The sequence below is a fragment of the Sphingomonas sp. 37zxx genome (assembly GCF_000786205.1).
In the GTDB taxonomy this organism is placed as follows: domain Bacteria; phylum Pseudomonadota; class Alphaproteobacteria; order Sphingomonadales; family Sphingomonadaceae; genus Sphingomonas.
In genome coordinates this window covers 13,002-31,818 of sequence record NZ_JROH01000012.1, presented here as the reverse complement: position 1 = coordinate 31,818, position 18,817 = coordinate 13,002, and the positions used below count along the sequence as shown (strand labels likewise).

The window sequence follows — 18,817 nt, the reverse complement described above, 5'->3', positions numbered from 1 at the left end:
CTGTATTTACTCGGTCAGTTCTTTTCTTTGTCCACCAGCTTGTTGGCACCGATCCACGGCATCATCGCGCGCAATTCGCTGCCGACCTTTTCGATCGGGTGCGCCTCGGCACGCTTCCGCGCCGCCTTGAGCTCGGGCTGGCCGGCGCGGTTGTCGAGGACGAAGTTCTTGACGAAGCGGCCCGACTGGATGTCGTCGAGCACGCGCTTCATCTCCTTCTTGGTCTCGTCAGTGATGATGCGCGGGCCGGTGGTGATGTCACCATATTCGGCGGTGTTGCTGATCGAATAGCGCATGTTGGCGATGCCGCCCTCATATAGCAGGTCGACGATCAGCTTGGTTTCGTGGAGGCACTCGAAATAGGCCATTTCGGGGGCGTAGCCCGCTTCGGTCAGCGTCTCGAACCCCGCCTGGATCAGATGGGTGATGCCGCCGCACAGCACTGCCTGCTCGCCGAACAGATCGGTTTCGCATTCCTCGCGGAAATTGGTTTCGATAATCCCCGAACGCCCGCCGCCGACGCCGCTGGCATAGGCAAGCGCGATGTCATGCGCGTTGCCGGTCGCGTCCTGATGGATCGCGATCAGGCACGGCACGCCGCCGCCGCGCACATATTCGCTGCGCACGGTGTGGCCGGGGCCTTTGGGCGCGATCATGATGACGTCGATGTCCTTGGGCGGCTCGATCAGGCCGAAATGGACGTTGAGGCCATGCGCGAAGGCGATCGCCGCGCCGGGCTTCATATGGCCCTTGAGGTCGGCGTCCCAGATCGCCGCCTGATGCTCGTCGGGGGCAACCATCATGATGAGGTCGGCCCATTGCGCAGCTTCGCGGTTCGACAGCACCTTGAAGCCGGCGGCCTCGGCCTTGGCGCGGGTCGCCGATCCTTCGCGCAGCGCGATCGCGACGTCGGTAACGCCCGAATCGCGCAGGTTCTGCGCATGCGCGTGACCCTGCGAACCATAGCCGAGGATGGCGATCTTCTTGCCGGTCAGCAGGTTCAGGTCGGCGTCGGAGTCGTAGTAAACACGCATGTTTTTTCCTTTTGTCATTCCCGCGCCGGCGGGAATCCATACCCGCAGGCGCCAGTGATTATGGATCCCCGCCTGCGCGGGGATGACGATGAAATCCGGGTTAAGCGGCTTCTTTCCCGCGCGAGATCGCGACGACGCCGGTGCGGGCGACCTCGATCAGGCCGACTTCGCGCATCAGTTCGACGAACTTGTCGATCTTTTCGCTGCCGCCGGTCACTTCGAACACGAAACTGCTGGTGGTCGCATCGACGACGCGCGCGCGATAGACATCGGCCAGCCGCAGCGCCTCGATCCGGTGATCGCCGACCCCGGCGACTTTCAGCAGCGCCAACTCGCGTTCAACATGCGGGCCAAGCGCGGTGAGGTCGGTCACCTTGTGCACCGGCACCAGCCGGTCGAGCTGGGCGATGATCTGTTCCATCACATGCGCCGATGCGCTGGTGACGATGGTGATCCGGCTGACGCTTTCGTCCTCGGACACGTCGGTAACGGTCAGGCTTTCGATATTATAGCCGCGACCTGAAAACAGCCCGGCGATGCGCGCCAGGATGCCCGGTTCGTTATCGACCAGCACCGCCAGGGTGTGTCGTTCCTGCAATTCTTGGCGAATCTTCATGATCGTCTCTTCCCCCCTCCCGCTTGCGGGAGGGGCAGGGGTGGGGAGATGGAGGACGGCGCTTAGAAAGCCCTCCCCCGACCCCTCCCGCAAGCGGGAGGGGGGCAGAAGTTACACCAGCGCCTTGGCCTCGTCGTCCATTTCGCCGGTAACTTCATTGGCTTGCAGCATCATTTCGGTATGCGCCGCGCCCGAGGGGATCATCGGGAAGCAGTTGGCGAGCTTCGACACCATGCAATCGACCATCACCGGCCCGTCATGCGCGAGCATATCGGCAATACCCTGATCGAGCTGGTCGCGGGTTTCGATGCGAATACCCTTCCAGCCATAGGCTTCGGCCAGTTTCACGAAATCGGGCAGCGAATCCGAATAGCTTTCGGCATAGCGGCTCGAATAGGTCAGCTCCTGCCATTGGCGGACCATCCCCATATATTCGTTGTTGAGGATGAACACCTTCACCGGCAGCCGATATTGCGTTGCCGTCGCCAGTTCCTGGATGTTCATCTGGATCGATGCTTCCCCGGCGATGTCGATGCACAAGGCACCTGGATTGCCAAGCTGCGCGCCGATCGCGGCTGGCAGGCCATAGCCCATCGTGCCGAGGCCGCCCGAAGTCAGCCATTTGTTCGGCGCTTCGAACCCGAAATGCTGCGCCGCCCACATCTGATGCTGGCCGACTTCGGTAGAGATGATCGGCGCACGATGCTTGGTCGCGTCGTACAATTGCCGGATCGCGCGCTGCGGCATGATCGAATCTTCGGCGTCGGTGAAGTCGAGGCACTTGGCCGCGCGCCAGCCATTTACCCGGTTCCACCATTCGGCAAGGTCGGGCTTGGGGTAATGCCGGCTTTTCCAGACATGGATCATGTCCTCCAGCACCAGCCCGGCATCGCCGATCACCGGCAGGTCGACACGGACATTCTTGTTCACGCTCGAACGGTCGATGTCGATGTGGATCTTGCGGCTGAGCGGGCTGAACGCATCGAGCCTGCCGGTCACGCGATCATCGAATCGCGCGCCGACCGACACGATCAAATCGGCCTTGTTCATCGCCATATTGGCTTCATACGTGCCGTGCATCCCCAGCATCCCCAGCCATTGCGGGCTGGAGGCGGGCAGGGCTCCCAGGCCCATCAGCGTCGAGGTGACCGGCGCGCCGGTGATCCGCGCCAGTTCGCGCAGCAACAGCGATGCGCCGGGGCCGGCATTGATGACGCCGCCGCCGGTGTAGAGGATCGGGCGTTCCGCCGCTGCCAGCATGTCGACCGCCGCCTCGATCGACGCGCGATCGGCCTTCATCTGGGGGCGATAGGCTTTGTGCTGGATCGGGCCGGGCTTGGTATAATGCGCGGTTGCGACCTGCACATCCTTGGGGATGTCGATCACCACCGGCCCCGGGCGTCCCGAGGTGGCGATATGGAACGCCTCGTGGATCACCGCGCCCAGCTTGGCGGGGTCTTTCACCAGATAATTATGCTTGGTGCAGTGGCGGGTGATGCCGACGGTATCGGCCTCCTGAAACGCATCGGTGCCGATTAGGCTGGTCGGCACCTGTCCGGTGATGACCACCATCGGGATCGAATCTAGCAGTGCATCGGTGATGCCGGTGACCGCATTGGTCGCGCCGGGGCCTGACGTGACCAGCACGACGCCGGGCTTGCCGGTCGATCGCGCATAGCCTTCGGCGGCATGCGTCGCTGCCTGTTCGTGCCGCACCAGGATGTGGCGAATGCGCTTCGACCGGAACAGTGCGTCGTAAATCGGAAGCACCGCGCCGCCGGGATAGCCGAACACGATTTCCACGCCGAGATCGCACAGCGCCTCGACCAGGATATCGGCTCCACTTTTCTGCGTCACAGTTCGTCTCCTTTATTGCGCCGCAGCAGGGTCGCGAGGGGCGCTGCTACCGGCATTAAAACTACACGTCAACTCACAATTGCGTAACTAAATGGCAAAAATTGACACAATATCGTCACATTCTGTCGCTTGATGGTGCGGCCATGCGGCCGGGGGCTGGTTTCGGAACCAGGTATATTGCCGTTTCGCATATTGCCGCGTTGCCAGCTTGGCCATTGCCAATGCCGTGTCACGGTCGATCCTCCCCGCCAGCCAGTCACCGATTTCGCGCACCCCGATTGCCCGGCGAACCGGGGCGACGACTGGAATACCCGGCTGCGCCAGCAATGCCCTTACCTCGTCCACCGCCCCTTGGTCGAACATCGACTCCAGCCTGCGATCGCAGCGATCGAACAGCCACTCACGCTCGGGCAGCAGGATCAGCGGGCGCAAGTCGATCGCATCGGCGATGCCGCCGTGGCGCTCGGCCTGCCAGGCGGCAAGCGTTTGGCCGGTCGACCGTACCACCTCCAGCGCGCGCGCCACCCGCGTTGTGTCGGCCGCGGCAAGACGCGCGGCGGCTGCCGGGTCGAGCGCGGCCAGCGCTGCATGCGCCGCCGCCACCGGCATCGCCCGCACCGCGTCGCGCACCGCCGGATCAATATCGGGCACCGGCGCAATGCCGTCGAGCAAGGTGCGGATATACAGCCCGGTGCCACCGACCAGGATCGGCAGGCCGCCAGCCGCGTGTGCCTCATCGATCGCGGCTTTGGCTTCATCGGCCCAGCGCGCCGCCGAATATACTTCGGTCCCGTCGACATGGCCGAACAGCCGATGCGGTGCTTGTGCTTCCTCCGCGATCGAAGGGCGCGCCGACAGGATTCGCAGGTCGCGATAGACTTGCGCCGAATCGGCGTTGATGATCGTTCCACCATGACGCTTGGCCAGCGCCAGTGCGAGCGCGGACTTGCCGCTTGCGGTCGGCCCTGCGATGAGCGCCACAATTGGTCGGCCAGAGGAAGACACCTTGTTCACAGCGACGCTGATAGCATCCGAATCGCTTACTGCGGGGGATATTTCCGCCGCGCGCGATGCACTGGGCTTGCCGGGCGACTGGGCCTGGATCGACGAGGGTGTCGCCGCCGATCTGTATTTCGACGGAGCCTCGCTCGCCGCTCGCGATGCGCTGGAGGGGGTAATCCCCGGCGTCGACATCGTGGTCCAGCCGCAAGCAGACCGGCTAAAGCGGCTGCTGATCGCCGATATGGATTCGACGATGATCACTGTTGAGTGCATCGACGAACTCGCCGACTATGCCGGGGTCAAGCCGCAGATCTCCGACATTACCGAGCGGGCCATGCGCGGCGAACTCGATTTCGCCGAAGCGCTCGATGCGCGGGTGGCGCTGCTGCGGGGGCTGGAAGCATCGGCGATCGACCGCTGCCTTGCCGAACGGGTGACGCTGACGTCGGGGGCAAAGACGCTGGTGCGCACGATGCGCGCACGCGGGGCGGCGACGATCCTGATTTCTGGCGGCTTCACGCGCTTTGCTGACCCGGTGGGGGCAGAAATCGGCTTTGATCGCGTGATCGCCAACCGGTTGCTGATCGCCGAGGATGTGCTGACCGGCGAGGTGGAGAAGCCCATCGTCGATTCGAGCACCAAGGAAGCAACGTTGCGGGCAGCGATGGCCGATCTGGGGCTGGTGCCCGAAGCGACGATGGCGGTGGGCGATGGTGCCAACGACTTGCCGATGATCCGCGCGGCGGGGCTGGGAATTGCCTATCGTGCCAAGCCGATCGTCGCCGCTGCCGCAGCGGCGCGGATCGAGCATGGTGACCTCACTGCGTTACTATATGCTCAGGGGATTGGCCGCGCAGATTGGGTGACCAGCTAAGCCTTCCCGTACCGGGGAATATGGTTAGCCCTTGGTCGGCAGGCAGTCTTGCCCCGTCCGCTTTACCGCGGCGCAGGCCCGGGCAGCCTCGGCGTTGCTGGCAAACGGCCCCACCAGCATGCGCGTCACCTCGCCCGACTTGACGTAATAGGGCTTGGTGCCCGCCAGCGCGCCGATGCCCGACACCTTGGTCCACAGCGATCGCGCATTGCCAGCATCGCGGAATGCCCCGAGCTGGATCCGCCAATCGCCTGAAGTGCGCGCCGCCACCAACTTTGGTGTTGCACCGGGAACTGGTGGCTTGTCGGCTGCTGCCAGCGGCACCGCAGCCGGCGCTGGCCTAGCCGCTGGTTGCGACTGGGGCACATCGACACGCGCCATCGCTGCTGGGCCGGTCGGGGGGTTGGCGGCGGTTAGCGAGGGTGCGCGGGTGAGTTCGTTTTCATATTGCCGCGCCAGCGCCAGCCCTTTCTGCCGGTCGGCCAGGCCGATAAATTTGTCCATCTGCGCCAGCGTCTGCGATCCTTGCGGCAAGCCGGCGGCATTGGCGCGGGCCATCAGCGCATAGGCGCGCACCCAATCCTTGGGCACGGCATCGCCGTTGAACAACATTGTCCCCAGCACGAATTGCGATCGCGCCTCGCCCCGCGCGGCGGATTTCTCCAGCCATGGCACCGCCTCGCCGCGCTTGCCGTTCTGGAACAGCGCCAGGCCGTAATTATCCTGCGCCTGCGCATGGTTTTGCAGCGCTGCCTTGCGATACCATTCCTCGGCCATCGCCAGATCGACCGGCACGCCGCGCCCCAGCTTATAGGCTTGCCCCAGATTGAACTGGGCATCGGCATCGCCGCTCACCGCCGGACCACGCCACTGCTCCACCGCGCGTTTGAAATCACCGCGCGCCCAGGCATCGACACCGGCCTTCACATCGCTCGTCTGCATCGGTGCGGCTGCCAACAGGCCAAGGCTTGCCGCCGCGACCAGCAATAGACGCTTCTTCATAACGATGCCCCCACTTCGATAATCCTGTTCATAAATAGCGCTGCTTAGCAATAATTGGCAAAGATTTCCTGAACCATAACCACCCGGCGAAGCGGTGCCCGCATGTCGCTATTAACGGCTTCTTATGGCTTCTCGCGGATAGGAGGAGGCTGGAATAGCGGGATTTCAGGGGAACTCATGCGCGTACTGGCGATGGCATCGCAGAAGGGCGGTTCGGGTAAGACCACGCTGTCGGGGCATCTGGCGGTGCAGGCCCAGCTTGCAGGTGCCGGCCCGGTGGTGCTGATCGACATCGATCCCCAAGGCTCGCTGTCGGATTGGTGGAACGAGCGCGAGACCGAGATGCCGGCGTTCGCCCAGACCACGGTCGCGCGCCTCGCCGCCGATCTCGAAGTGCTGCGCCAACAGGGCTTTCGCCTGGCGGTGATCGATACACCGCCTGCCATCACCATGGCGATCCAGAGCGTGATCGCGGTTGCCGAACTCATCGTCATCCCGACTCGGCCCAGTCCGCATGACCTGCGCGCGGTGGGCGCGACGGTCGACCTGTGCGATCGCGCCGCCAAGCCGCTGATCTTCGTCGTCAACGCCGCCACGCCAAAGGCGCGCATCACCAGCGAAGCGGCGATCGCGCTGTCGCAGCACGGCACGGTCGCGCCGATCACGCTGCATCATCGCACCGATTTCGCCGCGTCGATGATCGACGGACGCACGGTGATGGAGGTCGACCCCAAGGGCAAATCGGCCGCCGAAGTCACGGCGCTTTGGTCCTATATCTCCGACCGGCTGGAAAAGAATTTCCGCCGCACCGTCTTCGCCCCACCCGCCGCTACCAGCGGCTTCGCCGCCTCGCGCGCCGCTGGCGGCTTTGGCCGCCGGGTGGTGGGCTGACATGGCGATGTTCGGATCCGCCAAGCCAATCGCTTCGCTGTCATCGGGGCTGCTCGCCCGCAAAGGGCAGGCCAAGCCGGCAATGCGCCCGCAAGGGCTGATGGGCTATAATTCGCTGGCCGAAGACCTTGGCTGGAACGACATGGGTTCGCCTGCGCCGGCCGAACCGATTGCTTCGGCAACCCAGCCCGATCCGCACCCGCCGGTTCCTCCAGTGCTTCGGCAGCGAGAGGCGCTGGCGCAGGAAGTCGTGCCGTTTGCTCCTGTGGAATCGCCGGTATCGCGTGCCGTTTCAGCCAACACCGTTGCCAGGATGGCGCGTGAGGTGACGGCCAAGAAGACCAAGGCGGCTTTTACCCTGCGGCTCGAAGCCGATCGCCATTTGCGACTGCGGCTGGCGTCGGCGGTACGCAATCAATCGGCGCAGATGTTGATGATCCAGGCGCTCGACGCCTTTTTGGCGACCGTGCCCGAGGTCGAAGTGCTGGCGAGCCAGCTTCCTGTGGCCAAAAGATGATGTTGGGGACTGCACGATGAAGACCGTGACCAAGATTGGCCTTGGGGCTGCCGTGACCGTGATGGCGGTGTCGGCGATTGGCGGCACGTCGATGCATTTTTCCGCAGCCTTCGCAGGCAAGACCGATTCGGATGCCGTCACCAAGCGGGCGGCAAAAGACGCCAAAGCAGCGCAAAATGCACTCGACGACCGCGCCTTCGTGCAGGCGATCGGTCATGCCGAACAGGCAGTGGCGATGGTGCCGCAGGATGCGGGCTATCGCGCGCTGCTCGGCCAGACCTACCTCAGCGGCGGGCGCTTCCTGTCAGCGGCGCAGGCGCTTGAGGAAGCCCTCAGCCTCGATCCGACCAACGGCCGTGCCGCACTGAACCTGTCGCTGGCGCAGACGGCGATGGGGCAGTGGGAGCGTGCGCGCGGAACGCTTGCCGCACATGCCGCCTATATCAGCGCTGCCGATCGCGGACTGGCGCTGGCGTTGGCTGGCGATCCGGTTGCTGCGGTGCAGTTGCTGGGCGAGGCGGCGCGTCAGCCCGAAGCCGACGCAAAAGTCCGTCAGAACCTGGCGCTCAGCCTGGCGCTGTCGGGGCGGTGGATGGAAGCAAAGACGATCGCCGAGATCGATCTGCCCGCAGCGCAGGTGCAGCAGCGCATCATGCAATGGGCAGCCTTTGCCCGACCGACGACTGCATCGGATCAGGTTGCCGCGCTGATGAACATCGTGCCCGTCGCCGATCAGGGGCGTCCTGTGCGGCTCGCGCTCAACGCCATGCCGCAGCAAGTTGCTGCCGCGCCGATCTGGGCTGAATCCATCAGCGAGCCGGTGGCGAGCGCGATCGAGCCTGCGGTAGTCGCAAGCGTCGATGTGCCCGCCGCCGCTGCGCCCGTGCGTGCCGAGGCTACTGCGCGCCGCATCGTTTTTGCCGAGCGCCGGGAGGTCGTGCAAGCGCTGCCCTCGGCCTATGGCGCAACCACGCGCCTAGCAGCGGCTCCGTCCCGGCGAGCGTCGGTCGCCGTGCCGGTGCAGGTTGCCGCTGCCGGTCCAGCGCGCGGCGATTTCTATGTGCAGCTTGGTGCCTATGAAAATGCGGGCATAGCGCGCGAGGCGTGGAGCCGGTTGTCGCGCCGTGTCGGCACGTTGGGCGCGATGACGCCGCAGGCTGCGAGCATCAGCGTGCGGACTCAGAATTTCTATAGGCTTTCTGTGGGCGGCTTCGCCCGCGCCGACGCCGATCGCGTCTGCCGCGCGGTACGCGCCGGTGGCGGCAATTGCTTCGTTCGAGTGCAGGCAGGGGATCGCATGGCGGCGTGGGTTACGCCCGCACGCATGGCGATGCGCTGAACCGCAGCGTTCGGCAGCGCCAGGCTCAATCGAGCCGGGTGCCGCCCTTCATCACCAGCTTTACCCGGCCTTGCACGGGCAGCCCGTCGAACGGCGTGTTGCCGGCGCGTCCGACCATTTTCTCCCCGACAATTTGCGCGCCGATGTCGGGATCGACCAGGATCAGGTCGGCGGGGTGGCCGACGGTGAGCGATCCGGTTTCCAGGCCAAGGATGTGCGCGGGATTGTGCGCCAGCAGCGCGAACAGCCGCTCGATCGTGATGGTGCCGTCATGCACCAGCCCAAGCCCAAGCGGCAGCAGCGTCTCTGCGCCCGACATGCCCGGAGCCGAATCGGCGAAGGGCAGGCGCTTTTCCTCCGGCCCGCGTGGATCGTGCGACGAGGTGAGCACGTCGATCGTGCCGTCGGCCAGCGCGGCCAGCGCCGCCTGACGATCTGCCTCGCACCGCAGCGGTGGCGACAGGTGCGCGAAGGTGCGGAAATCGTTCATCGCGATGTCCGACAGCAACAGATGCGCGGGCGAAATGCCGCAAGTCACGCGAACGCCTCTGGCACGCGCCGCGCGGATCAGGTCGAACCCGCCGGCGGTCGTCACTTGCCGGAAATGGATCGCCGCGCCGGTTTCCTGCGCCAGCATCAGGTCCCGCGCGATCGCCAGCGATTCGACGATGGCGGGCGCGGCGCGAAGGCCCAGCCGCGTCGCCGTCTCTCCCTCGGTCGCCACGGCGCCTGCGGCAAGCCCGGCATCCTCGGGATGCGCGATCACGGTCAGGCCGATGTCGGCGGCATAGGCCAGCACCCGGCGCATCACGCCGCTGTCGGCGATCCAGCCGCGTCCGGTCGCCACGGCGCGTGCGCCCGCCTCCTGGTTGATCGCCATTTCAGCAAGGTCGATTCCCGCCAGGCCGCGCGTGGCGGCGGCGATCGGATGGACCCACAGCTCGGGCTTCCCCATGTCGGCGGCGCGCTGAACGATGCCCGGATCGTCGAGGATCGGCGATTGATCGGGCATCAGCCCGACACGGACGATCCCGCCGGCAAGGCATGCAGGCTTGTCGATCGCAAAGACGCCCAGATCCACGATCGCGGGCGCGAGCATCCGGCCACGACAATCGATGATCGTCGAACCCGTCGGCGGATCGAAATCGCCGACGCGGGTGATTCGATCGCCGCCCACCTGCAGGCTGCCACGGCGCGCGCCAGCCTCGGGGCACACCAGCATCGCGTTCACGAAAACGGTGGTCATGCCCAACCCTCCACACCGCGGGCGCGCCGGGTAAGCACATCCAGGCAGGCCATCCGCACCGCGACCCCCATTTCGACCTGTTCGGTGATCGCCGATCGTCCGGGCATGTCGGCGACTGAAGAGGTGATCTCTACCCCACGGTTCATCGGCCCGGGGTGCATCACCAGCGCGTCGGGCTTGGCCAGCGCCAGCCGCTGCGGCGTCAGGCCATAGCGGCGATGATATTCGCGGGTCGACGGGATGAACGCCCCCGACATCCGTTCATTTTGCAGCCGCAACATCATGACGACGTCCGCGCCTTCCAATGCGGCATCGAAATCGGTGAAGCGCGTGACCGCCATTTGCTCGACCGCCGCAGGCATCAGCGTCGACGGGCCGACGACGCGGACTTCGGCGGCGAGCGAGGCGAGCGCCAGCATGTTCGACCGCGCGACTCGGCTGTGCAGCACATCGCCGCAGATCACCACGCGCTGGCCGGCGATGCTGCCGCGCCGCCGCCGGATCGTCAGCGCGTCGAGCAGTGCCTGTGTCGGATGTTCATGGCTGCCGTCGCCGGCGTTGAGCACCGGGCAATCGACCTTGTCGGCAATCAACTGCACCGCGCCCGAACTGCCGTGGCGGATGACGATCACGTCGGCGCGCATCGCGTTGAGCGTCACCGCGGTGTCGATCAGCGTTTCGCCCTTCTTCACGCTCGATTGGCCGACGCCCATGTTGACGACATCGGCCCCCAGCCGCTTCCCCGCGATTTCGAACGACAGCAAGGTGCGCGTCGAATTTTCGAAAAAGGCGTTGATCTGGGTAACCCCGTCGAGCCGGCGATCATTTTTGGCGCGCGCGCGATTCGCCTCGATCCATTGTTCGGATTCGTCGAGCAGGAAGGTGATTTCGTGCGGTTGCAATCCGCCGATTCCGGTGAGGTGCCGGTGCGGGAACGCGGCTCGTCCGTCGAGGACGGCGGCGGGGGAGTGGTCCGATGCTGACATTAAGACTGGCGGGTAGAACGCCCCCGCCCTGGGCGCAAGCTTATGCCGATACGCGCTTTGGGACCATGCCGAAGGGGCGGCGATCTAAGGCGTTGATTACCCGCCGTCATCCATGCGCCAGCGCATCGATCGCGCCCTGAAGGATCCAGGCGGCGGCCATATTGTCGATCCGTTCGGCGCGCTTGGCGCGGCTTGCGTCCTGCTCGATCAGCGTTCGCTCCACCGCCACGGTCGACCAGCGTTCGTCCCACAGCAACACCGGCAACGCCAGATCATCGACATTGCGGGCAAAGGCGCGAGTCGATTGGGTGCGCGGCGAATCGCTGCCGTCCAGGTTGAGCGGCAGGCCGATGACGATCCCGCGCACCGCCTGTTTGGCGATCATGGCGATGATTTCGGCCTTGTCCTTTTGAAACTTGGTGCGGCGGATCAGCGTCGCCGGACTGGCAAAGCTCCAGCCCGCGTCGCAAAAGGCGGTGCCGATCGTCTTGGTGCCCACGTCCAGCCCGATCAAGCGTCCGCCATCGGGCAAGACCGCCGCAAACGCGCCCTTGTCGGTGGTGATCATTGCGCGAATGCCGCCATGCGCTGTGCCGCATCCCGGCGGACATTGGCCCAGAACAGGCTGTAGTCGAACACGTGATAATTGTTCCCCGGCAGCACGAAATTGCCCATTTCGGGCGGCGCGCCGATCAACAGGATGCCGCGTCCGTCGCATCGCGCGGGGACTTGTCCCGCCGCCAGTGTCGCCTGGGTAAGATCCTCGGACGGCAACAGCGTGCCAAGATTGGCCGAGGCCGGGGCCGAATCGCCGGCATTGCCGGTGATCGGATTGGTGCACACCACCGGCGTCCCGGCACGCGGCTGGCCGTTGAAGCCAGTCGTCTGATCGAAGGTGTCGAACAGCAGCGCCGGATCGGCGGGTTCGGCAAAGGTCTGCCACGACAGGATGCAGCCGGTCTGATCGGCGGTGCGGCATTCGGGCAGGCCCAAGGCGGGCAGGTCGGCAGGCTTCGATACCGGCCAGCCGACGACATAGGCAGCGACGATTCGCCGTGCGATCGGTTGGCCTGCGATCCGGTCCTTGAGCAAATTGGTTAGGTGCAGCGCGCCCTGGCTGTGGCCCGCCAGGATGATCGGGCGCTCCGGCCCGACTTCGAGGACGAACCGATCGAACGCCGCCAGCACATCGCCATAGGCAAGTGCCAGCGCCTGGCGTGCGCTTTGCTCGCTGGTCAGGAACGCGCCGAACGTCGCCTGCCGATAGCGCGGTGCCCAGATCGCGCCGACTTCATTGAAGGCACTCGCCTGGCCGCGCAGGAACGTCGCCGCGCGGGCATTGGCAACGGCATTGTCGAGCGGGGCGTTCCACTGGCCGGTGTCGAGATAGGATGTCGGATGGATGAAAAACACGGCGGCGGGCGGGTTTTTGCCGGGTGCGAACCCTTCAGGCACCCACATCGCCGGATTTTCGGCGCGGTCGGGGCGGGCGATCCACATGGCCGGCTGTGCATAGGCATTGGGCGCGGCGGCTGGCTGGGCGACGAATGGCACTTTCGGCACCATCGTTTTTCGCATCAACCCAATAGCATCAATTTGATAAGCTATGCCGGCGGCGATCACCAGGACGATCAGCACGACCACCAGATACAGAAACTTACGCTCCACGATTTCGGCCTTTCCCTTCGCGATGCGGCATCACCGCTCCCAGCTTTGGGCCTTCTCGTGCGTCACCTGCGTGCAAGGTGCAACCGCTGGTTCGCCAGTCGGACGCTTGAAGCGGGCAAGGCACGATGCTAGCCGCGACAAATGTCCGTAGACACCGCAACCGTGAAACGCATCGCGAGCCTCGCCAGGATCGCGATCACCGATGACGAGGCGCAGGCAATGGCGCCCGAACTCAACAACATCCTTGGCTGGATCGAGCAATTGGGCGAGGTCGACTGCACCGGCATCGAGCCGATGACCGCCGTCATCCCCAACACGCTTCGTTTGCGCGAAGACGTGGTGACCGAGCCCGACCAGCGCGACCTGGTGCTGGCCAACGCGCCGCAGGCCGAACATGGCTTTTTCGCGGTGCCCAAGGTGATCGAATGACCAAGCTTACCGACCTCACCGTCGCCGGTATCCGTGACGGCTTTCGCGCAGGCGATTTCTCGGCGCGCGAAGTGGCCGAAGGCTTCAACGCGGCGGTTGCCGGCGCGAAGGCGCTCAACGCCTTCATCGTCGACACCCCCGATCATGCGCTAGCCGCCGCCGACGCCGCCGATGCCGCGTGCGCGGCAGGCGACGCGGCCAAGCCGCTGGCGGGCGTGCCGATCGGCATGAAGGATTTGTTCTGCACCAAGGGCGTGCAGACCACCGCCGCCAGCCACATCCTCGAAGGCTTCGTGCCGCCCTATGAATCGACGGTGTCGGGGAAATTATGGGAAGCCGGGGCAGGGATGCTCGGCAAGCTCAACCTCGACCAGTTCGCAATGGGTTCGTCGAACGAGACGAGCTATTTCGGTAACGTCATCAGCCCGTGGCGGCGGAGCGACGGCGGCAACGCCGCAATGGCGCCTGGCGGATCGTCGGGCGGCAGCGCCTCGGCAATCGCGGCGCGGCTGTGCCCCGCGGCGACCGGCACCGACACCGGCGGCTCGATCCGCCAGCCTGCGGCGTTTGTCGGCATCTCGGGCATCAAGCCGACGTATGGCCGCTGCTCGCGCTGGGGCGTGGTCGCCTTCGCCTCGTCGCTCGACCAGGCGGGGCCGATGGCGCGCGACGTGCGTGACTGCGCGATCATGCTCGAGGCGATGAGCGGGTTCGACCCCAAGGATTCGACTTCGCTCGATCTGGCAGTACCGCAGTGGGAAGCTGGTTTGTCGAGCGACCTGAAGGGCAAGCGAGTCGGCATCCCCAAGGAATATCGAGTCGATGGCATGCCCGCCGAGATCGAGGCATTGTGGCAGCAGGGGATCGACTGGCTGCGTGATGCGGGGGCCGAGATCGTCGAGGTGTCGCTGCCGCACACCCGCTACGCGCTGCCAGCCTATTACATCATCGCCCCGGCCGAAGCTTCGTCGAACCTCGCGCGCTATGACGGCGTCCGCTATGGCCAGCGCGAGCTGCCCGAAGGCGCGAACCTCCAGGACATGTACGCCGCGACCCGTTCGGCGGGCTTTGGTCCCGAGGTGAAGCGCCGGATCATGATCGGCACCTATGTGCTGTCGGCTGGCTTTTACGATGCCTATTACACCCAGGCGCAGAAGGTCCGCACATTGATCGCGCGCGATTTCGCCGAGGCTTGGGGCCATTGCGATTTGCTGCTGACCCCGACCGCGCCGTCGGCGGCGTTCGCGCTGGGTGAGAAGATGGCCGATCCGCTGGCGATGTACTTGAACGACGTGTTCACGGTGCCGTCGTCACTGGCGGGGCTGCCCGCGATGTCGGTACCCGGCGGGCTGGACGCCGGCGGCCTGCCGCTGGGGCTGCAAGTGATCGGCCGCCCGCTCGACGAGCAGGGCGTGCTGAATGCCGGCCTGGCATTGGAAGAACGCGCCGGCTTCACCGCTCGCGCCGAGGCATGGTGGTAAGATGAGCAGCTATCGTATTCAGGGCGCCACTGGCGACTGGGAGGTCGTGATCGGCCTCGAAGTTCACGCGCAGGTCACCTCGAACGCCAAGCTCTTTTCGGGCGCGTCGACCGCTTTCGGGTCTGAGCCGAACAGCCAGGTCAGCCTGGTCGATGCGGCGATGCCGGGGATGTTGCCGACGCTCAACCGCGAGTGCATCGCCCAGGCGGTGCGTACCGGCATGGCGATCGACGCGGCGATCAACAAATGGTCGCGCTTCGACCGCAAGAATTATTTCTATGCCGATCTGCCGCAGGGCTATCAGATCAGCCAGCTTTATCATCCGTTGGTGGGTGAGGGGACGATCACCGTCCAGCTCGACGAGAAAGACCCCGATTCGCCGGTCAAGGCGATCGGCGTCGAGCGCATCCATGTCGAGCAGGACGCGGGCAAGCTGATGCACGATCAGCACCCGACGCGCAGCTATGTCGATCTCAATCGGTCGGGCGTTGCGCTGATGGAAATCGTGTCGAAGCCCGACATGCGCTCGCCCGCCGAAGCGGGGGCCTATGTCCGCAAGCTGCGTTCGATCCTGCGCTATGTCGGTTCGTGCGACGGCAATATGGAGGAAGGCTCGATGCGCGCCGACGTCAATGTCAGCGTGCGTAAGCCCGGCGAGGAATTCGGCACGCGGACCGAAACCAAGAACGTCAATTCGGTGCGATTCGTGATGGCGGTGATCGAGCATGAGGCGCGCCGCCAGGTCGATGTGCTCGAAGCCGGCGGCAAGATCGTGCAGGAAACGCGGCTCTACGACCCCGATCGCGGCGAGACGCGCTCGATGCGGTCGAAGGAAGACGCGCACGACTATCGCTACTTCCCCGATCCCGATTTGTTGCCGCTGGTGCTCGACGATGCCTTCCTGGCAGAATGCCGGGCGAGCTTGCCTGAGCTGCCCGATCCTAAGCGCCGGCGCTATGAAACCGAATTGGGGCTGTCGGCCTATAATGCCGCGGTGCTGACGGCCGAGGTCGAAACCACCCGCTGGTTCGAAGTGTTGCTGGCCGAATGCGGATCGAAGGTGACGGCCAAGGCGGCGGCGAATTGGCTGATTTCGGACCTGTTCGGCGCGCTGAACCGGCTTGGCCGCGACATCGCCGATAGCCCGGTCAGCCCCGCTCAAGGGGCCGAGCTGTTGGCGCTGATCGCCGGCGGGACGATCTCGAACACGCTGGGCAAGCAGGTGTTCGAGATCATGCTCGAAACCGGGCAGGCTGCGGGCGTGATCGTCGAGGAGCGCGGGCTGAAGCAGACCAGCGATACCGGCGCGATCGAGGCCGAGATCGCCAAGGTGATCGCCGCCAATCCCGACAAGGTCGCCGATTATCGCGGCGGCAAGGACAAGCTGTTCGGCTTCTTCGTCGGGCAGACGATGAAGGCGATGGCGGGTAAGGCGAACCCCGGCGTGGTGAATGAGTTGCTTAAAAAGGCGCTCGGGTAGGGGGCATTCGCCCTGGGTCTGGCGTGCAGGCGCAGATTAGTGCCGGCGAGGTATCTGCCGCTGGCGGCTCGCATGAATGCCGGGTCAAGCCCGGCATGACGGCGATTGAAGTTTCTGCGCATTGGCATCCTGAACGCCAACGCCGACGCCCAATCGGCCTGCGCGGGCGGGCGATACCGTCAGCACGGCCTGCGGCCGCGATCGCTTATGGCATCCCCTGCTGGGGAGAATCACATTACCGGCTGACCCGGCGCAACACCCGGATCGCCGCCTGGCCGCGGTGAAGGCACATCGATATCCGGCCCTGGCGGGTTGAACTCGGGCGGCGGGCTGTCGGGGATGCCGGGCGTGCTTGGCTGTTCGCCTGGGTGCGGCGGGGCCTCGGGAGGGGGCGCGGTGGGCTGGCCGGGTTCGTTGGGCATTGGTTGTTCGGGCATCGGGGGTTCTACGGGCATCGACATTCTCCTTCACCTGCTCAACGATCGGCGTCGATTGCGGTTGCCTTGTGTCTTGCCCTGTCTCACACGGCTGCTATAGACGCCGGCTGATCGGCGGTGTCCTCTCAGGCGGGCGTGGCGGAACTGGTAGACGCGCTTGGTTTAGGTCCAAGTATCGCAAGATGTGGGGGTTCGAGTCCCTTCGCCCGCACCAGTCTCGCCCCATGCAGGGGCGATGCAGCCACATATGGATTCACGAGAAACGAAAGCGCGACCCCGCACATGCAGACTGTCGAGACGTTGAACGAGGGCCTCAAGCGCGCCTACACGCTCACCATCACCGCCAAGGATATCGATCGCAAGGTCGATGCCGAGGTGAAGCGTGTTGCCCCGCAGGTCCGCATGCCCGGCTTTCGCCCCGGCAAGGTGCCAGCGAACCTGGTGCGCAAGATGCACGGCGAATCGATCGCGCAGGACGCGCTGAACAATTCGATCCAGGAAGGCATTCAGCAGCTGATCGCCGAGCAGAAGCTGCGCCCGGCCATGGCCCCGGCAGTGTCGCTCGACGATTATGCGCCGGGCAAGGACGCAGCGGTCAAGGTCGAGCTGGAAGTCCTCCCTGACGTGCCTGCGCCGTCGATCGAGGGGCTCAAGCTCGAGCGGCTGATCGTGCCGGTGCCCGAGGAGCGGGTCGCCGAGCAGATCAACCAGCTGGCATCGCAGCAGAAGAAGTTCGACGACGCGCCCGAGGGGCATGAAGCCGCCACCGGCAACCTGGTCGTGATGGATTTCCTGGGCAAGGTCGATGGCGTCGCCTTTGACGGCGGCACCGGCGAGGACATGTCAGTCGAGATCGGCACGGGTCGCTTGATCCCAGGGTTCGAGGATCAGCTCGTCGGCGTGAAGGTCGGCGACGAAAAGCAGATCGAGGTGACCTTCCCCGAGGATTACGGCGTCGATACGCTGGCGGGCAAGCCCGCGACCTTTGACCTGAAGATCAAGAAGGTCCAGATTTCTGGCGAAATGGCGATCGACGATGATTTCGCCAAGTCGCTTGGGCTCGAGAGCCTTGAGCAGTTGCAGGGCCTGATGAAGGGCCAGCTCGAGAACGAAACCGGCCAGCTCACGCGCACCCATATGAAGCGCAAGCTGCTCGATCAGCTTGCCGAGGGGCATGATTTCCCGGTGCCGCCGTCGATGGTCGAAGCCGAGTTCAACCAGATCTGGCAGCAGCTCGAGCATGAAGCCGGCCATGAGGAAGATCCTGCGGCGGCGATGGCCGAGCTTGAAGCCGAGCGCGACGATTACCGCAAGATCGCCGAGCGCCGCGTGCGGCTGGGGCTGCTCCTGTCGGAGATCGGTCAGGCCAATGGCATCGAAGTCACCCAGGCCGAGATGAACCGCCTGGTCGCACAGGCCGCGCAGCAATATCGCCAGGAAGACCGCGAGCGCTTCATGCAGTATATTCAGCAGGAGCCGATGGCCGCTGCCCAGCTTCGCGCGCCGCTGTATGAGGACAAGGTCGTCGATTTCCTGTTCGACAAGGCCGAAGTGACCGACCGCGAAGTGTCGCGTGAGGAACTGGAAGCTGCGATCGAGAGCGAAGACGGCGCGGTGCCGCATGTGCATGGCCCCGATTGCGATCATGGCCATGACCATGACGAAGCGCCTGCGAAGCCCAAGGCGAAGGCCAAGAAGGCGGCTGCAAAGGAAGTAGCTGCTGAAGGGTCGGCGGAAGTCGAGGCCGAGGCCGAGGCCGAAGCAGCGCCTGCGCCCAAGAAGAAGGCAGCCGCCAAGAAGGCCGCTGAGCCTGTGGCAGAAGCTTCGGACGAGGCCGCCGAGGCCCCCAAGAAGAAGGCTCCGGCACGTAAAAAGAAGACCGACGCCGAGTGATATGGGTGAGGGCGGTGCGAGCAAGTCAGCTCGCATCGCCTTCTTTTAACCTGCGCCAGGCTGCT

The 18,817-nt window shown here is 65.0% G+C and carries 18 protein-coding genes and 1 tRNA gene; 9 read left to right on the top strand and 10 right to left on the bottom strand.

Features of this window, described 5'->3' with window-relative positions; genetic code table 11:
• Nucleotides 1–14 precede the first annotated feature (14 nt).
• From ilvC to miaA, 4 genes are all read right to left on the bottom strand, one after another.
• The gene (gene ilvC, locus QU44_RS07645) at nucleotides 15–1,034 is read right to left on the bottom strand and encodes a ketol-acid reductoisomerase (RefSeq protein WP_033921331.1); all 1,020 of its coding nucleotides are present in this window, start codon (nucleotides 1,032–1,034) and stop codon (nucleotides 15–17) included.
• A gap of 100 nt (nucleotides 1,035–1,134) precedes the next feature.
• A complete protein-coding gene (ilvN, locus tag QU44_RS07640; protein ID WP_033921330.1) occupies nucleotides 1,135–1,650 on the bottom strand; it encodes an acetolactate synthase small subunit in 516 nt (171 codons plus the stop codon).
• A 111-nt stretch (nucleotides 1,651–1,761) separates the two neighbouring features.
• On the bottom strand, nucleotides 1,762–3,507 hold the full coding sequence (locus QU44_RS07635; protein ID WP_033921329.1) for an acetolactate synthase 3 large subunit: 1,746 nt from the start codon (nucleotides 3,505–3,507) through the stop codon (nucleotides 1,762–1,764).
• A gap of 87 nt (nucleotides 3,508–3,594) precedes the next feature.
• Nucleotides 3,595–4,488: a tRNA (adenosine(37)-N6)-dimethylallyltransferase MiaA gene (miaA, locus tag QU44_RS07630; protein ID WP_081987914.1), complete on the bottom strand. Its 894-nt coding sequence runs from the start codon at nucleotides 4,486–4,488 to the stop codon at nucleotides 3,595–3,597.
• Nucleotides 4,489–4,513: 25 nt separating this feature from the next.
• Between miaA and serB the strand changes: the two genes are divergently transcribed.
• The gene (gene serB / locus QU44_RS07625; protein WP_033921327.1) at nucleotides 4,514–5,383 is read left to right on the top strand and encodes a phosphoserine phosphatase SerB; all 870 of its coding nucleotides are present in this window, start codon (nucleotides 4,514–4,516) and stop codon (nucleotides 5,381–5,383) included.
• A gap of 24 nt (nucleotides 5,384–5,407) precedes the next feature.
• Here serB and QU44_RS07620 read toward each other — a convergent pair whose 3' ends face one another.
• A complete protein-coding gene (locus QU44_RS07620; protein ID WP_033921326.1) occupies nucleotides 5,408–6,385 on the bottom strand; it encodes an SPOR domain-containing protein in 978 nt (325 codons plus the stop codon).
• A 177-nt stretch (nucleotides 6,386–6,562) separates the two neighbouring features.
• Between QU44_RS07620 and QU44_RS07615 the strand changes: the two genes are divergently transcribed.
• The 3 genes from QU44_RS07615 to QU44_RS07605 are packed head-to-tail and all read left to right on the top strand — an operon-like array spanning nucleotide 6,563 to nucleotide 9,132.
• Nucleotides 6,563–7,276, top strand: a complete 714-nt coding sequence (locus QU44_RS07615) for a ParA family protein (RefSeq protein WP_033921325.1) — start codon at nucleotides 6,563–6,565, stop codon at nucleotides 7,274–7,276.
• A gap of 1 nt (nucleotide 7,277) precedes the next feature.
• Nucleotides 7,278–7,793, top strand: a complete 516-nt coding sequence (locus QU44_RS07610) for a hypothetical protein (RefSeq protein ID WP_033921324.1) — start codon at nucleotides 7,278–7,280, stop codon at nucleotides 7,791–7,793.
• A 16-nt stretch (nucleotides 7,794–7,809) separates the two neighbouring features.
• Complete coding sequence (locus QU44_RS07605; protein ID WP_033921323.1) at nucleotides 7,810–9,132, top strand: SPOR domain-containing protein; 1,323 nt, start codon at nucleotides 7,810–7,812, stop codon at nucleotides 9,130–9,132.
• Nucleotides 9,133–9,157: 25 nt separating this feature from the next.
• Here QU44_RS07605 and QU44_RS07600 read toward each other — a convergent pair whose 3' ends face one another.
• The 4 genes from QU44_RS07600 to QU44_RS07585 all read right to left on the bottom strand — a co-directional run bounded on the left by QU44_RS07600 (nucleotide 9,158) and on the right by QU44_RS07585 (nucleotide 13,032).
• Nucleotides 9,158–10,378 carry a dihydroorotase gene (locus QU44_RS07600; RefSeq protein WP_033921322.1) on the bottom strand — a complete coding sequence of 407 codons (1,221 nt, stop codon included), beginning with the start codon at nucleotides 10,376–10,378 and terminating at the stop codon, nucleotides 9,158–9,160.
• Nucleotides 10,375–11,364, bottom strand: coding sequence for an aspartate carbamoyltransferase catalytic subunit (locus tag QU44_RS07595; protein ID WP_033921321.1), 990 nt, complete (start codon nucleotides 11,362–11,364; stop codon nucleotides 10,375–10,377). Before QU44_RS07595 ends, QU44_RS07600 begins: the two co-directional genes overlap by 4 nt.
• Before the next feature lie 106 nt (nucleotides 11,365–11,470).
• Nucleotides 11,471–11,932, bottom strand: coding sequence for a Holliday junction resolvase RuvX (gene ruvX / locus QU44_RS07590; RefSeq protein WP_033921320.1), 462 nt, complete (start codon nucleotides 11,930–11,932; stop codon nucleotides 11,471–11,473).
• Nucleotides 11,929–13,032, bottom strand: a complete 1,104-nt coding sequence (locus QU44_RS07585; RefSeq protein ID WP_033921319.1) for a DUF3089 domain-containing protein — start codon at nucleotides 13,030–13,032, stop codon at nucleotides 11,929–11,931. The genes ruvX and QU44_RS07585 overlap by 4 nt, the downstream gene beginning before the upstream one ends.
• 141 nt (nucleotides 13,033–13,173) lie before the next feature.
• Here QU44_RS07585 and gatC point away from each other — a divergent pair, with 141 nt between their 5' ends.
• The 3 genes from gatC to gatB are packed head-to-tail and all read left to right on the top strand — an operon-like array spanning nucleotide 13,174 to nucleotide 16,422.
• Complete coding sequence (gatC, locus tag QU44_RS07580) at nucleotides 13,174–13,461, top strand: Asp-tRNA(Asn)/Glu-tRNA(Gln) amidotransferase subunit GatC (protein ID WP_033921318.1); 288 nt, start codon at nucleotides 13,174–13,176, stop codon at nucleotides 13,459–13,461.
• Complete coding sequence (gene gatA / locus QU44_RS07575; protein ID WP_033921317.1) at nucleotides 13,458–14,942, top strand: Asp-tRNA(Asn)/Glu-tRNA(Gln) amidotransferase subunit GatA; 1,485 nt, start codon at nucleotides 13,458–13,460, stop codon at nucleotides 14,940–14,942. Before gatC ends, gatA begins: the two co-directional genes overlap by 4 nt.
• A 1-nt stretch (nucleotide 14,943) precedes the next feature.
• A complete protein-coding gene (gene gatB, locus QU44_RS07570) occupies nucleotides 14,944–16,422 on the top strand; it encodes an Asp-tRNA(Asn)/Glu-tRNA(Gln) amidotransferase subunit GatB (protein WP_033921316.1) in 1,479 nt (492 codons plus the stop codon).
• Between the two features lie 230 nt (nucleotides 16,423–16,652).
• Here gatB and QU44_RS17740 read toward each other — a convergent pair whose 3' ends face one another.
• Nucleotides 16,653–16,877, bottom strand: coding sequence for a hypothetical protein (locus QU44_RS17740; protein ID WP_156141012.1), 225 nt, complete (start codon nucleotides 16,875–16,877; stop codon nucleotides 16,653–16,655).
• 111 nt (nucleotides 16,878–16,988) lie between these two features.
• Here QU44_RS17740 and QU44_RS07565 point away from each other — a divergent pair.
• Nucleotides 16,989–17,073: transfer RNA gene (locus tag QU44_RS07565), tRNA-Leu, on the top strand.
• 68 nt (nucleotides 17,074–17,141) lie between these two features.
• Nucleotides 17,142–18,752: a trigger factor gene (gene tig, locus QU44_RS07560; RefSeq protein ID WP_033921315.1), complete on the top strand. Its 1,611-nt coding sequence runs from the start codon at nucleotides 17,142–17,144 to the stop codon at nucleotides 18,750–18,752.
• The last annotated feature ends 65 nt before the right edge of the window (nucleotides 18,753–18,817 follow it).

Coding starts and splice junctions, on each gene's coding strand:
- ilvC (WP_033921331.1), bottom strand. CDS start 1,034: ATGCGTGTTTACTACGACTCCGACGCCGACCTGAACCTGCTGACCGGC.
- ilvN (WP_033921330.1), bottom strand. CDS start 1,650: ATGAAGATTCGCCAAGAATTGCAGGAACGACACACCCTGGCGGTGCTG.
- QU44_RS07620 (WP_033921326.1), bottom strand. CDS start 6,385: ATGAAGAAGCGTCTATTGCTGGTCGCGGCGGCAAGCCTTGGCCTGTTG.
- QU44_RS07615 (WP_033921325.1), top strand. CDS start 6,563: ATGCGCGTACTGGCGATGGCATCGCAGAAGGGCGGTTCGGGTAAGACC.
- QU44_RS07610 (WP_033921324.1), top strand. CDS start 7,278: ATGGCGATGTTCGGATCCGCCAAGCCAATCGCTTCGCTGTCATCGGGG.
- QU44_RS07605 (WP_033921323.1), top strand. CDS start 7,810: ATGAAGACCGTGACCAAGATTGGCCTTGGGGCTGCCGTGACCGTGATG.
- QU44_RS07600 (WP_033921322.1), bottom strand. CDS start 10,378: ATGACCACCGTTTTCGTGAACGCGATGCTGGTGTGCCCCGAGGCTGGC.
- QU44_RS07595 (WP_033921321.1), bottom strand. CDS start 11,364: ATGTCAGCATCGGACCACTCCCCCGCCGCCGTCCTCGACGGACGAGCC.
- ruvX (WP_033921320.1), bottom strand. CDS start 11,932: ATGATCACCACCGACAAGGGCGCGTTTGCGGCGGTCTTGCCCGATGGC.
- gatC (WP_033921318.1), top strand. CDS start 13,174: ATGTCCGTAGACACCGCAACCGTGAAACGCATCGCGAGCCTCGCCAGG.
- gatA (WP_033921317.1), top strand. CDS start 13,458: ATGACCAAGCTTACCGACCTCACCGTCGCCGGTATCCGTGACGGCTTT.
- gatB (WP_033921316.1), top strand. CDS start 14,944: ATGAGCAGCTATCGTATTCAGGGCGCCACTGGCGACTGGGAGGTCGTG.
- QU44_RS17740 (WP_156141012.1), bottom strand. CDS start 16,877: ATGCCCGTAGAACCCCCGATGCCCGAACAACCAATGCCCAACGAACCC.
- tig (WP_033921315.1), top strand. CDS start 17,142: ATGCAGACTGTCGAGACGTTGAACGAGGGCCTCAAGCGCGCCTACACG.